At 45.7% G+C, this 12867-nt stretch carries 12 protein-coding genes, 1 tRNA gene and 1 pseudogene; 8 read left to right on the forward strand and 6 right to left on the reverse strand.

Annotation, left to right across the window (positions count from 1 at the left end):
* Positions 1-123: 123 nt before the first annotated feature.
* The 4 genes and pseudogenes from B6A14_RS10550 to B6A14_RS00430 all read left to right on the forward strand — a co-directional run.
* Positions 124-702: pseudogene (locus tag B6A14_RS10550) on the forward strand (tyrosine-type recombinase/integrase); the annotation flags it as partial.
* A gap of 54 nt (positions 703-756) precedes the next feature.
* Positions 757-1521, forward strand: a complete 765-nt coding sequence (locus B6A14_RS10345; protein ID WP_236635580.1) for a site-specific integrase — start codon at positions 757-759, stop codon at positions 1519-1521.
* Between the two features lie 210 nt (positions 1522-1731).
* On the forward strand, positions 1732-1914 hold the full coding sequence (locus tag B6A14_RS00425; protein ID WP_269088037.1) for a helix-turn-helix domain-containing protein: 183 nt from the start codon (positions 1732-1734) through the stop codon (positions 1912-1914).
* The gene (locus tag B6A14_RS00430; RefSeq protein WP_161491098.1) at positions 1907-2632 is read left to right on the forward strand and encodes a plasmid recombination protein; all 726 of its coding nucleotides are present in this window, start codon (positions 1907-1909) and stop codon (positions 2630-2632) included. Before B6A14_RS00425 ends, B6A14_RS00430 begins: the two co-directional genes overlap by 8 nt.
* Before the next feature lie 49 nt (positions 2633-2681).
* Here B6A14_RS00430 and B6A14_RS10555 read toward each other — a convergent pair whose 3' ends face one another.
* From B6A14_RS10555 to tsaE, 4 genes are all read right to left on the reverse strand, one after another.
* Complete coding sequence (locus B6A14_RS10555; protein ID WP_201721439.1) at positions 2682-2903, reverse strand: helix-turn-helix domain-containing protein; 222 nt, start codon at positions 2901-2903, stop codon at positions 2682-2684.
* Positions 2904-3326: 423 nt separating this feature from the next.
* Positions 3327-3402, reverse strand: a tRNA-Lys gene (locus B6A14_RS00440).
* Between the two features lie 86 nt (positions 3403-3488).
* Positions 3489-4835, reverse strand: coding sequence for an N-acetylmuramoyl-L-alanine amidase (locus tag B6A14_RS00445; RefSeq protein ID WP_087908521.1), 1347 nt, complete (start codon positions 4833-4835; stop codon positions 3489-3491).
* Between the two features lie 4 nt (positions 4836-4839).
* The gene (gene tsaE, locus B6A14_RS00450; protein ID WP_087908522.1) at positions 4840-5385 is read right to left on the reverse strand and encodes a tRNA (adenosine(37)-N6)-threonylcarbamoyltransferase complex ATPase subunit type 1 TsaE; all 546 of its coding nucleotides are present in this window, start codon (positions 5383-5385) and stop codon (positions 4840-4842) included.
* A gap of 43 nt (positions 5386-5428) precedes the next feature.
* On the opposite strand from tsaE, the gene queG reads away from it, so the two are divergent.
* From queG to B6A14_RS00465, 3 genes are read left to right on the forward strand one after another with little or no spacing between them, the layout of a single operon-like run.
* A complete protein-coding gene (gene queG, locus B6A14_RS00455; RefSeq protein WP_087908523.1) occupies positions 5429-6526 on the forward strand; it encodes a tRNA epoxyqueuosine(34) reductase QueG in 1098 nt (365 codons plus the stop codon).
* 17 nt (positions 6527-6543) lie between these two features.
* Entirely contained in the window at positions 6544-7329 is a 786-nt protein-coding gene (locus B6A14_RS00460) for an AzlC family ABC transporter permease (protein WP_087908524.1), read from the forward strand.
* The gene (locus B6A14_RS00465) at positions 7326-7679 is read left to right on the forward strand and encodes an AzlD domain-containing protein (protein WP_236635581.1); all 354 of its coding nucleotides are present in this window, start codon (positions 7326-7328) and stop codon (positions 7677-7679) included. Before B6A14_RS00460 ends, B6A14_RS00465 begins: the two co-directional genes overlap by 4 nt.
* Before the next feature lie 25 nt (positions 7680-7704).
* Here the strand turns inward: B6A14_RS00465 and B6A14_RS00470 are convergent, their stop codons facing one another.
* Together B6A14_RS00470 and B6A14_RS00475 are read right to left on the reverse strand one after the other, a co-directional pair.
* Complete coding sequence (locus B6A14_RS00470; RefSeq protein WP_087908525.1) at positions 7705-10782, reverse strand: FAD-binding and (Fe-S)-binding domain-containing protein; 3078 nt, start codon at positions 10780-10782, stop codon at positions 7705-7707.
* Complete coding sequence (locus tag B6A14_RS00475; RefSeq protein ID WP_087908526.1) at positions 10779-11468, reverse strand: GntR family transcriptional regulator; 690 nt, start codon at positions 11466-11468, stop codon at positions 10779-10781. Before B6A14_RS00475 ends, B6A14_RS00470 begins: the two co-directional genes overlap by 4 nt.
* Positions 11469-11665: 197 nt before the next feature.
* Here B6A14_RS00475 and B6A14_RS00480 point away from each other — a divergent pair, with 197 nt between their 5' ends.
* Complete coding sequence (locus B6A14_RS00480) at positions 11666-12850, forward strand: pyridoxal-phosphate-dependent aminotransferase family protein (protein ID WP_087908527.1); 1185 nt, start codon at positions 11666-11668, stop codon at positions 12848-12850.
* The last annotated feature ends 17 nt before the right edge of the window (positions 12851-12867 follow it).

Consider the following 12867-nt stretch of genomic DNA (forward strand, 5'->3'; position numbering starts at 1 on the left):
CAGATCTATAAGCCAATATCTAAAAGGCTTCAAAGCAAATCAAGTATTCATTGAGTTACATGCGCACTCATCAAAATGCATGTACCTTGTTACCCATGAGTTACCCCATGAGAGTGATATGCCATGACAGCGAATGAGTTTCGATTCACCAAAAAGCTAATTGATGCACTACAGCCTGCACCCTTGGGTAAGAGAAATGAATACAGGGATAGTGAGATAAAAGGCTTATGTCTTCGTGTTACCGATAAGGGGGCTATCTCATTTAGTGTCCATAGGCGTGTAAAAAACGGCAGGGTGCAGCGAATCACAATTGGTAAGTACCCAGCTATTTCGATTGAGCAGGCTCGCAAGAAGGCGCTACAACATGTTTCCATGTTAGCCACTGGGGTAAGTGTGGCTGATAACCTCAAGCGTAAGAGGTCGGAGATGACCTTTGGGGACTTGTTTAACCTTTACTACTCTCTGCACTCGACCCAAAATAAGCGTAGCTATAAAGATGATAAGAGGCATTATGAGATGTATCTGAAGAACTCTCTAGGCTGTAGGAAGCTTTCGGAGATAGAAAGGGTGGACATTGGAGATCTTCATGCCCACATAACGAAACTGGGCTCGAAGACAGCCGCTAACAGAGTGGTATCTCTAGCATCATCAGTCTTTAATTGGGGTATCAATAGAGGTAACTGCACTTTCAACCCTGCATCAAGGATCAAAAAGAATAAGGAGAGATCTCGGGATAGATACATACTGCGAGAGGAGATGCCATTCTTCTTGCAGGCAGTCAAGATGGAGGAAAACAAGGTTATTGCAGACTTTGTATTGATGGCGCTATTTACTGGTGCAAGACGTCATAACGTAATGTCCATGCGCTGGACTGATCTAGATTTTGATCAGCAGATATGGCGTATTAAGCTAACCAAAAATGGTACCCCTCAGCAAGTAGCGCTATCAGCAGAGGCGATGGCTGTACTTGAGCATAGAGAGCGAGATGGTTTTTCTGATTATGTATTCCCAAGTGGTAGTAAGGCAGGCCACTTAGTTGAACCTAAGAAAGGTTGGGAGAGAATCCTCAAGCGGGCAAGTTGTTTGAGAGTTCTAGATCACCTGAAAACGAGGCGCCTATTGGATGAGCGGGCCGCTAAAAATCTTGAGTCAAAGTTAGCCATTGATCCCCATGATGCATTCGTTCAGATAGCTGCAATCTGCGTGGAGATGCGTGTAGATGTAGAACTCTTTAGCATGGCTAACTTGTGGATTCATGATTTGAGGCGTACCCTTGGAAGTTGGCAGGCAACAAATGGAGTCTCTCTCGCAATAATAGGCAAAAGCTTAAATCACCGAAGTGAGGCTACTACAAAGATCTATGCTCATTTTGATTTAGAGCCCGTTAGAAAAGCGGTATCTGAGGCCACTAGGCATATGGTTGCATTGATTGCGCCCACCCCCATAGGGACCAATCAAATGTACCAGGAGGGGTATAAGGTACCAGTGCATATAAACAACACACGCACTGTTCATTATTAAATTTTTTTTTGCTACATAGTGCTACATACTGCTCGTTAAATTATCTCAACGCTATCAAACAACTCCTTACTGCTCTTTAGTTGTGTGGTTGCATACTCGGTTTTGATGAAATAAATTTCACCTAATAACTGAGAGCAACGAAATTTCTTCGGAAGCCAACTACTCAGTTATCTTAAGGAGAGTAGATTGAGTGATAACGATATAGTTCTTGTGGATACAAAGCAGGCAGCGCAGATTTTATGTGTCTCGCCACATACCCTTGATGTGTGGAGGGCAACCAATAGGTATCCGCTTCCCTTTGTTCGAATAGGGCGGAAGGTTAGATACCGCATGAGTGATCTTCACATATTCGTTACTCAAAACACTTGCAATGCTGGGGGTGAAAATGAGTGAGCAGCCTACAAGATCCAACCGCAGAATAGATCAAGTACTTCGAATTAAAAAGCTGACGAGTCATAACATTATTAAGCGGGCGGCCATGCATAACCTTAGGGAAATAAAAGCTGAATACAGGTCGGGAGACAGGATAGATTCAACTAGGACTCAGCTTAACCAAATTCTCACGGGGTCTCAAACCTCCTCTAGAGTGGTAGAGGATTACGATAAATTACTTGATGCCGCTAATCTCCCTACAAAGATCAGGAGGGATGCAGTAAGGGGGATCGAGGTCGTTATTAGCCTGCCAAGTGATCACGAAATTGATGAGCTCACATTCTTTGATGATTGTACTGAGTGGTGCAGAAGCTATTTTGGGGTCCCTGTGCTTAGCGTAGTGATTCATAGGGATGAGCCTAATCCCCATAGTCATACTATTTTGGTGCCCTTGGTTGGAGGTAGGCTTCAAGGCTCCAAGCTGGCTGGAAATAGAACCAAGTGGCGGGCAATGCAAGAAAGCTTTTATGAGAGCGTAGGAGTCAGGTATGGGTTCACGAGACCACGTCCAATGGTGAGGTACTCATACGAATTTCGCAGGACGATAGCCGCTCAGATTGTGGATTCCCTTGCTGCTAATTCAGAGTACTTAAATAATGAGCAAGTGCAGGGAGAGTTGATTCAGGTGGTTTCAAATGACCCCCTAGACCTTGCTCGCATGGTTGGCATAGGGGTCTGATTCTTTCAAAGCCTATGCTCTGTAGGATTCATATGAAGTCTTGCTAGGGTTACCGACTCAGTAGATCTGTTAACGATAGCTCTAATGTGTCGGCGATCCTGCAAAGAACTTCTAGGGATGGGTTAGCCACACCTCTTTCTATCTGACTGGCATACGTCCTATCTATTTCGCAAGCGTCTGCAAACGCCTCTTGAGATAACCCAAGATCTTTCCTGCCAGACTTGACGTTCTTGGCTAGTAGTTTTTTGGAGGGGGCGTATACATCTTTCACCCCATCAATATCCGTTTATGCGGATTGACAGTCCACGGAATATAGTCTACAAATAAAAAAAAGAATCAATCGATTGCGATGAGTTAGCTTTGTTTTATATAGCTTAATTAGGCACTTAGCTAGCACTATCAAGCAGACCCAACTGCCTTATCGAATGAGTTACAAAATACTTAGGCTAAGAAAGAGGGGTAGAAGTGGATCAAGACTTAAAGAAAAAGCTGATTATGATCGGGGTTATTTTTGCGCTAGCGGCAGTCTTCTACTACTTTGCATCACCTTTTCAGCAATGCATGAGGGCGACGGGAGATATTGGAAACTGCACTATTAGGGCCAAGTGGTGAGATCCAGCGTTACCCCAGTGTTACCCAGTTGCCTCTACAAAAAAAGAAAGGAGCGAGTTTCTAGTCTCGCCCCTTATGGTACTGGTGGGTCGGGCGAGATTCGAACTCGCGACCAACGGATTAAAAGTCCGCTGCTCTACCGACTGAGCTACCGACCCGGTAAAACAGAAATTATAGCAAGAAGTTTGTAGCCGCTCCTGGGGTCTAGTCCGTCTGCCCGTCAGCCCTTGTACTTACAAGTACGTTATGAGTTAACCCGTCTGGCTACTGGTGGGTTTTTAGAAAAATACTCCTTAATTCCTCGCAAAATGGCCTCTGCGATACGATCCTGATAGCCCTCATCATTTAATCTAGCTTCTTCTTGTGGGTTGCTGATAAAAGCAGTTTCTACCAAGATAGAAGGGATGTCGGGAGCTTTTAAAACAGCAAAGCTGGCTTGCTCTACCTTTGGCTTATGCAGCGGAGCAAAACCTCCAATTTGTTTCAGAATAGATTGACCTACTTGCATAGAGTCTTTGATTTGAGCGGTTGTCGACATATCGAGAAGTAGGTTCGCCACCTGACGATCTTGGGTCTTAATATTGATGCCACCAATCAGATCTGAAGCATTTTCTTTATTCGCCATCCAACGGGCCATTGAGCTACTCGCACCCATTTGGGAGAGCGCAAATACAGATGCACCTTTGGCTCTAGGCTCAATAAAGGCATCTGCATGAATCGATACAAATAAATCCGCTTCAACACGTCTGGCTTTTTGAACCCTGACATGCAGTGGTACAAAGTAATCACCGTCTCTGGTCAAGTAGGGGCGCATATAAGCCTCGCCTTCAATCTTTTCCTTGAGCCTTCTTGCAATTGAGAGCACTACATTCTTTTCTCTAGATCCTGCTGCACCAATGGCGCCTGGATCTTCACCGCCATGTCCGGGATCAATCGCAATCGTGATTAATCGTTTGTATTTGGCGGGAGGTGGAACCTCTTTTGTTTCCGGAATAGCTTGGGCTACTGGATTTGCCGGTGCTTTTGCTGCTTCTTTATCTTTCTTAGTTGCAAACTGCGCAATCAGATCAATCTCTTCATTGGCTTTTTCAAGTGCAATTTCTTTTTTAGCACTGCTTCTTACTAAAGCCATGAGTGGATCTAGTGGTGTTGTAGGGTAAAGATCAAACACCATGCGGTAGTTGTATTCAGCAACAGGATCGAGTGTGAAGAGTTGTGGCTTGATTGGTTCTTTTAAGTCAAATACCAAACGCACAATCCCCGGTTGAAATTGCCCCACCCGAATCTGTGATACATAAGGATCATTGGGTTTGACTTTAGCAACTAAGTCCCTCAGTGTTGGGTTCAGTTCTAAGCCCTGCACATCAACCACTAATCGATCTGGATTGGTGAGGATCTGCTGTGTAATCGGTAGTGGGGTGTCAGACTCTAAAGTAATGCGGGTGTAGTCCTCTGAGGGCCAAATGCGAACGCCCAATATCTTGGCGCCCCAAGCAATATCAAGCTCAGTAAGGAGGAGGGCAAAACTCAAGAACTTGGCTGAAGTCTGGAGATGCTGGCGTCTAGAGAGGTTGATTTTTTTACTACTCATATATTTAGTTGGGTGCCACTTGAATACTATCAACTACTTTTTTGCCTTGCTCAGATAATGCGCTGATATGAATAGTGCGTTCATTTTCATCTTCGCCGACTGTCAACTGAATCTGAATATCAAATGCGGGTAGAGTGCCCTCTGCTTTTCCAGGCCACTCTATTAGACAAAACCCCGGCACATCAAAATATTCTGCAAATCCTGCTTCTTGCCATTCCAGTGGATCGCGCATTCTGTAGAGATCAAAGTGATGCGCAGTAAAAGTTTGTTGATGGCTTTGGAGTTCGTAGGGCTCACACAAGGTGTAGGTAGGACTCTTTACTTTTCCTGCATAGCCTAAGCCCTGAATCAAATGTCTGGCAAAAGTCGTTTTGCCTGCTCCTAGGTCACCCTCTAAAGAGATATTGAGGTGAGCTGATGGCGATTGTCCAAGCCATTTCTGTATCGAGGCAGCAAGATGCTGGGCTAGGGAGGCAGTTTCTGCTTCCTGCCTACAATATTGCTTAAGCGATGCTTTGGGAGATGCCTGAGGCGTCTGATTTCCGGTCATTGCCCTAGTTTATTCAATTATTGCGCTACATTCTGTATTGCCTATGTCTTTATCTACAAACTCTAAGTCTCTAGATCAGCCCAAACTTCGCGCTTGGCTGGGGGAGCGGGCTGAGAGCTTGGGTTTTGACGGCTTACGTATTACCGATACCCACTTAGGTCCTGCTTCTCAGCGTTTACAAGAATGGCTGGCAGAAGGGCGTCATGGCAATATGGAATACATGCAGCGCCATGCAGACTTGCGCTCCAATCCTCAGTTACTAGTTCCAGGCACAGTACGCGTCATTTGCGTTTCGATGAACTATCTTCCACCTGAAAGTGATTTTGATTCTGAGTGGCAGCAATTGGATAATCCTTCTCAAGCAGTGGTCTCGATGTATGCCCGAGGGCGCGACTATCACAAAGTACTGCGCAATCGTTTACAAGACTTTGCTAAAGCCATAGAAGAAAAGATTGGTACGTTTGGTTATCGTGTATTTACAGATTCAGCACCGTTAATGGAAGTAGAGCTTGCTCGTAAAGCAGGCTTAGGTTGGCGTGGCAAACATACACTCTTGCTCAACCGAGAGTCTGGTTCTACTTTTTTCTTAGGCGAGATCTTAGTCGATGTGCCATTACTAATTGATCAGGAGCAGGAAGAGCATTGCGGTACCTGTCAATCCTGTATTGATATCTGTCCAACCCAAGCCATTACTGCCCCTTATCAATTAGATGCCCGTCGTTGCATCTCTTACCTCACTATTGAAAATCCAGAGGCAATCCCGGTTGAGTTTCGAAGTGCAATGGGTAATCGCGTTTATGGTTGTGATGATTGCCAATTGATATGCCCGTGGAATAAATTTGCTAAGCGTTCACAGTTGCCAGACTTTGCTCAACGTCATGGTTTAGGTCAGGCCAGCCTCTTGCATCTATGGTCATGGACTGAGGCAGAGTTTGAGCAGCGCCATGAAGGTAGTGCTATTCGGAGAATTGGCTATAGTCGTTGGCGGCGCAATCTGGCGGTAGCTATGGGTAATGCGCTGTCTAGTCCCAAAACAGATGCGGCTGATAAGATTCTTATTCATAAGGCGTTAAGCGAGGCATTAAGCTCCGCCGATTCTCTAGTGGCTGAACATATAGAGTGGGCCATCAGGGCTTCCTAAGGGCTTACAATTCAGTCATGTCATCGTCCGAGCAACCCTATATTGATCCTAGCGAGATTGCGCTAGAGGGTTCAGCGGCTGAGCGCTTTACAAGTCCAAACGATGCATTCTGGACCGGCATCCGAGATGCGGCTGGCGCTCCAGCGATGGTGCTCTTTGCTGGTATGGTGGGCTTTGGTGCGATGGGTAAGACCAACGGTTTTGATGTTTGGTTCACCACCTTTACTTCATTTTTGATGTTTGCTTTACCAGGGCAGGTAGTCTTACTAGAGATGGCTATTACGGGTTCATCGGTTGTCGCGATTGCTTTAGCGGTTACCTTAACTTCTACTCGCTTCATCACCATGACGGTGACACTCTTTCCGCAGTTTCATCAAAAAGATCGCAATCGTAGTTTGTACGCTTCAGTCCATTTATTAGCGATGACTGCTTGGGCAATCTCGATGAGGGAATTTCATGCGATTGAGACTAAGCACCGTCTGGCTTACTTTGTAGGCTTAGGTTTACTCTGTTGGTTGATTTCTATTCCGGGAACGATCTTAGGCTTTTACTTGGCAGGTATGGTGCCACCAGCCGTAACCTTAGGTCTCGTTTTTATTAATCCTCTCTTCTTCTTATTAACCTTTACTGAAGTCAAGCCTTGGATTAATCGTATTGCATTGATGTTGGGTTGCATCTTTGGCCCAATCTTTTTTATCGTTGATCGCGATACTAGCTTGCTCACATCAGGTCTTGTAGCGGGAACACTGGCTTACTTGATTGATCGCAAGTTCTTGCGTAAGAAGCCTGGAGTCATCGGATGATGAACACTATGGCAAATGCACTCTCTGGTTGGGGTTTATGGATTGCCTTGATTGGCGCTAGCCTCGGCACTTACTTCTGTCGTGCCATTGGTGTACTACTTTCTAATAGCATCAATCAGGAAAGCGAGATCTTTCGTTGGTTGGCTGCAGTCACGTATGCAATGGTAGCTGCCTTAACCATTCGTTTGATCGTGATGCCCCTAGGCTTGATGTCAACGGTGCCTTTATGGATACGCATTCTGATTTGCGGTTTGGCGATTGGCGTCATGGTATCTAAGCCCACCAAGCGATTAGTCCCGGCCTTGCTGGCTGGAACCTTATTGATGGTGGGTTATGGCGTAATACGTTGATCAGTTAAAAATCTTTTAATTGTCTTTATAGGTGCGCTGCTAGAATTCTGGCGATATGCACTGCTTCTCTTTGTGTACCATCCGCAATTTGATGACGACAGCTCGTACCATCGGCTACCACCCAGCTATCGGGTGATTTACGAATGCTTGGCAAGAGGCTGGCTTCTGCCATTTGCTTAGATACTTCGATGTGCTCAGCTTCATAGCCAAAACTACCGGCCATACCGCAGCAAGAAGATTCAATTAATTTAGGCTCTGCCTTAGGAATGAGTTTGAGTAATTCCATGGCAGGCGTAACGGCAGCAAAAGACTTCTGATGACAATGACCATGAAAGAGTACTGGCTTGCTAGCTTCTTTGAGAATGAGTTTGAGAGTTCCTGCTTTAGCTTCAGCGGCTAAAAACTCTTCTAGAAGTTGGGCTTGTTTAGAAACGCTGATAGCCTTATCACCAAAGCCCATTACTAAGGCCTCATCCTTAAGGGTGAAGAGGCATGAAGGCTCTAAACCAATAATTGGAATATTCTTTTGCGCATAAGGCGCAAGATGATCGACCAATTCACCGAGAGTTTCTTTGGCTTTATCTACCATGCCTGCAGCAAGATAGGTTCTGCCACAACAAAACTCTTTAGAGCAAGTATTGCCTGTTGCTTGTGCTTTGCTGCCACTCTTATTCGGAATATGCACCCGGTAACCTGCTGCTTTGAGAACTTTTAATGCAGCGATGAGATTTTCATCTTCAAAATAGGCATTGAAAGTATCCGCTAATAAGACTACGCCTTTGCTATTGCTATCTTGCGTCAACTCTTCTGGGGTGAACTGATGCTTTTGTGCTACTTTTTGGTTCCAGAAAGTTTTACTCTTCCAGATTGGTAAACTTCTTTGTGCTGAGATGCCCATGAGCCACTCTTGCAGCTTGGCAATCGGTGCAATGCGATTACGCAGGTTCAAGAGTGCTGGCAATAACGGAATATTGCTAATCATAGGAGCGTATTTCGGTAGGTAAGCTACTGCAAGATCTCGCAAAGAGTGACCAACCCGTTTCTTGTAGGCCGATAAGAACTCAATCTTCATCTTGGCCATATCTACGCCAGTAGGGCACTCACGACGACAGGCTTTACAGCTAACGCAAAGCTCCATCACTTCTTTAATAGCATCGCTGGCTAGTGGGGAAGTTTGTGTTGTTGTCCCGCTCTGAAGATCCAGTTGATTAGAGAGAGCTAGGCGTAAAGTATTGGCTCTGCCTCTGGTGAGATGCTTCTCATCCCGAGTAACGCGATAGCTAGGACACATTACTTCAGCATCAAACTTGCGGCAGTGACCATTGTTATTGCACATCTCCACAGCCTTAGCTAAGCCCATCGCTGGATCACCTCCGGTACCAGGCATAGTAGTCTCCTCCGTAACAGGATCGTTCTGTACGTTCCAGGCGGACCAATCTAATGCAGGTTGCAACGGAATGACTTTATAGTTCGGCGGAAATCTAAAGTTGATGGAGTCATCCATCTTCGGTGGATTCACAATCTTGCCCGGATTAAATAATCCCTTAGGATCAAATGCGTGTTTGATCTCAGAGAGTGCTTCAGTAATCGTGGGGCCAAATTGCCAAGAGATCCACTCGCCGCGACACAGACCATCGCCATGCTCACCGCTATACGCACCTTTGTACTTACGGACTAATTCTGACGCCTCTTCTGCTACAGCACGCATCTTCTGGGCGCCGTCTCTGCGCATATCCAAAATAGGGCGCACATGCAAAGTTCCTACAGAAGCATGAGCATACCAAGTACCCCGTGACCCATATTTAGCAAAAACATCCGTTAAGGCTTGGGTGTAGTCAGCCAAACTCTCCAGTGGTACGGCGCAGTCTTCAATAAAGCTCACTGGCTTGCCATCACCTTTAAGGCTCATCATGATATTCAGACCTGCTTTGCGTACTTCCCATAAATTCTTTTGCAGGGAAGCATCTGGCATCGCCACTACTGAATCTGGTAAACCTAAGTCACCCATCAGTTCTTGCAATGCTTTGAGCTTTTCTAGCAGCGGCGCATGTGCTTCCCCAGAAAACTCCACCAACAAAATTGCTTCTGGAGTTTGTGCCGTGTGATCAATCAGTGCAGTCTCAATGGTTTTCTTGAAACTCGGATTGCTACGGGCTAGATCAATCATGGTGCGATCAACTAGCTCAACCGCGGTAGGGCCAAGCTTAACAATATGCTGAGCGCTATCCATTGCCTTATAAAAGCTGGCGAAGTTCACAATACCCAACACTTTATGTTGTGGCAGTGGGGCTAATTTGAGTTTGAGCGATTTGAAGTAGGCGAGCGTACCTTCGCTACCGACTAATAGATGCGCTAAGTTAACGCTACCATCTTGGGTGTAAGGCAACTCACTTTGGGGATGGAAGATATCGAGGTTGTAACCTGCAACACGCCTCAACACTTTCGGAAAGCGTGCCTCAATCTCAGGCTGCAGCGAATTAGCCAAGCCCTTAACAAAGTCACCAAGCTCTTTAGCAACCCCAGAGCTATTTTCATAATTAGCAAATTCACCGACTTGGCCATTGGCAATCCAAGCATTAATACCCAATACGTTATGCACCATATTGCCGTAAGCAATCGAGCGGCTACCGCAGGAGTTATTTCCCGCCATACCGCCAATCGTTGCTTGCCCAGCAGTGGAAACGTCTACTGGATACCAAAGGCCATATTGTTTGAGAGAGCCATTGAGATGATCGAGCACTATGCCCGGCTCAACTTCGACATAGCCTTTATCTAGATTGAGATCGAGAACATTTCTGAAGTATTTAGTGTTATCAATCACCAAGGCTGCACCAGTAGTTTGGCCACACTGACTAGTGCCACCGCCACGGGGAAGAACGGGCACACCCAGTTCTGCTGCAATCTGAATAGCACTCGCAATATCTTGCGCAGTCTTCGGAATAAATACCGCGACTGGCATGGCTTGATAAATAGAAGCATCAGTAGCATAACGACCACGACTAGCACTATCGGTCATGACATCGCCAGAAGTTTCTTGGCGTAAGCGTTTCGCTAATTGCGCCTGGTCTACCATCAGCTCTTTAAGGTCAAGGGGTTTGTTCATTTGACTGCCTCTGCTGTAGTTGTAGCTTCCGCTTTAAGCAGTTGAACCACAACATCCCGTTTATTGTGCACATGCTGGATCATGATCTTGCGCATACGGGCGCTGTCTCTGGCTTTGAGGGCATCGAGCATCTCTTGATGCTCTTCAACTGCCTTCTCCCATTTGACGCCGTCTTGGTTGGATCGAAAGCGCAATGCTTCAATGCGGGCGTTTACTTGGGAGAAGAGTTGAGTGAGGACTGGATTATTAGCTGCTTGATTAATCAGATGATGAATACGTAGATTGAGTTTGTAATAAGTGGATAAATCGCGCCGCGCGTATGAAGCCATCATTTCATATTGGAGGGCTTCTAATTCTGAGAGGGCGGTATCACTAATATTATTAGCAGCTAACTCACCCGAAAAGCCTTCCAGGTCTGCAATTACATTAAAGGTATTAATCACATCTTCAAGTCTGAGTTGCACTGCAATTGCACCACGGTTCGCAATCAGCTCGACTAGGCCATCTGCCGCTAAGCGACGAATCGCTTCCCGAATCGGAGTACGAGAAACATTCAAGCTTTCGGCGAGTTCCCGCTCATTGAGCTTGCTGCCAGGAATAATCTTGCCTTCCACCAGCAGCAGTCTGAGCTTTTGGAAGATCGCTTCATGCAAGTTCTGCGAATGAGGTTGTTCAATTACCTTCATGGCATTAATTTCCTAGACCCTAAATTTGTATACAAAAATATCAATAAGTCATCATAAAGCATAAATATAGGCTTTTAAGGCTAATTAAAGGCTTTATTTTAAGGTTTTCTATAAATATTTTGTATACAAAATAGAAAATTGGCAAAAATTGTCTTACACTAGGGAGATTATTCAACCTAAAACCAGCGAGACAAAACATGCTCAAACTCGATAACCACGCATCTGGACGCCATTTCTTACATATTCCAGGCCCAAGTCCAGTTCCTCCACGCGTATTACGCGCGATTAGCTATCAAACGATTGACCATCGCGGCCCTGAGTTTGGTCAGTTTGGATTGAAGGTTCTTGACGGTATAAAAAAGATTTTTAAGACCAGCCAACCAGTCATTATTTATTCTGCATCTGGCACTGGTGCATGGGAAGGTGCGTTGGTTAACGTACTGAGTCCTGGTGATAAGGTGCTTTTTTATGAGACAGGCCAGTTTGCAAACTTGTGGCGTGCTCTTGGTAAGCGTCTTGGTCTTGATGTTGAAGTAGTTGGTAAAGCTGGACAAGATTCTTGGCGTTGGGGTGTCGATGCTTCCGTGATTGAAGAGCGTTTACGCAAAGACACTGGTCATGAGATCAAAGCAGTGTGTGTCGTGCATAACGAAACTTCTACTGGCGTTACATCAAACATTGCTAATGTTCGCAAAGCCATTGATTCACTCAAGCATCCAGCGCTACTCTTGGTGGATAGTGTATCTGGCTTGGGTTCTGCGGACTATGAGCACGACAAGTGGGGTGCTGATGTCACCATCTCTGGTTCACAAAAAGGTTTGATGTTGCCTCCTGGTATTGGCTTTAACGCTTTGTCACCAAGAGCAATTGAAGTGAGCAAGGCTAACAAAATGCATAAAGCGTATTGGGCTTGGGATGAAATTCTCGAATCTAATAAAAATGGTTACTGGCCTACAACACCCAGCACCAATCTTATGTATGGATTGCATGAAGCCATGGATATGATGTTGGCCGAAGGTCTCGATACAATTTTTGCGCGTCACCAGCGTTTAGCTGCAGCCTGTCGTGAAGCAGTGAAAGCTTGGGGCTTAGAGATCCAGTGTCAGGACACTGATTGCTATTCACCTGTGCTCACTTGTATTGCTACACCAGAGGGTATGGATGCAGATGTACTGCGTAAACATGCTTTAGAGAAGTTCAATCTCTCTTTGGGTACTGGCCTTGGCAAGATCAAAGGTAAGGCATTCCGTATTGGCCATTTGGGTGACTGTAATGAGCTCAATCTCATGGCAGCATTGAGCGGCGTCGAGATGAGTTTGGGCTCTATGGGCTTCAAACCGAAGGCAAGCGGAGTAGTTGCCGCGCAAGAGTTCCTTAAATAAGGGGCATTTAGGGTGGG

It is taken from the genome of Polynucleobacter hirudinilacicola (assembly GCF_002192535.1).
Lineage (GTDB): Bacteria > Pseudomonadota > Gammaproteobacteria > Burkholderiales > Burkholderiaceae > Polynucleobacter > Polynucleobacter hirudinilacicola.

Bases quoted from the DNA above. Each gene is read 5' to 3' on its own strand.
- B6A14_RS10345 (WP_236635580.1), top strand. From the start codon at position 757: ATGCCATTCTTCTTGCAGGCAGTCAAGATGGAGGAAAACAAGGTTATT.
- B6A14_RS00430 (WP_161491098.1), top strand. From the start codon at position 1,907: ATGAGTGAGCAGCCTACAAGATCCAACCGCAGAATAGATCAAGTACTT.
- B6A14_RS00445 (WP_087908521.1), bottom strand. From the start codon at position 4,835: ATGAGTAGTAAAAAAATCAACCTCTCTAGACGCCAGCATCTCCAGACT.
- tsaE (WP_087908522.1), bottom strand. From the start codon at position 5,385: ATGACCGGAAATCAGACGCCTCAGGCATCTCCCAAAGCATCGCTTAAG.
- queG (WP_087908523.1), top strand. From the start codon at position 5,429: ATGTCTTTATCTACAAACTCTAAGTCTCTAGATCAGCCCAAACTTCGC.
- B6A14_RS00460 (WP_087908524.1), top strand. From the start codon at position 6,544: ATGTCATCGTCCGAGCAACCCTATATTGATCCTAGCGAGATTGCGCTA.
- B6A14_RS00465 (WP_236635581.1), top strand. From the start codon at position 7,326: ATGATGAACACTATGGCAAATGCACTCTCTGGTTGGGGTTTATGGATT.
- B6A14_RS00470 (WP_087908525.1), bottom strand. From the start codon at position 10,782: ATGAACAAACCCCTTGACCTTAAAGAGCTGATGGTAGACCAGGCGCAA.
- B6A14_RS00475 (WP_087908526.1), bottom strand. From the start codon at position 11,468: ATGAAGGTAATTGAACAACCTCATTCGCAGAACTTGCATGAAGCGATC.
- B6A14_RS00480 (WP_087908527.1), top strand. From the start codon at position 11,666: ATGCTCAAACTCGATAACCACGCATCTGGACGCCATTTCTTACATATT.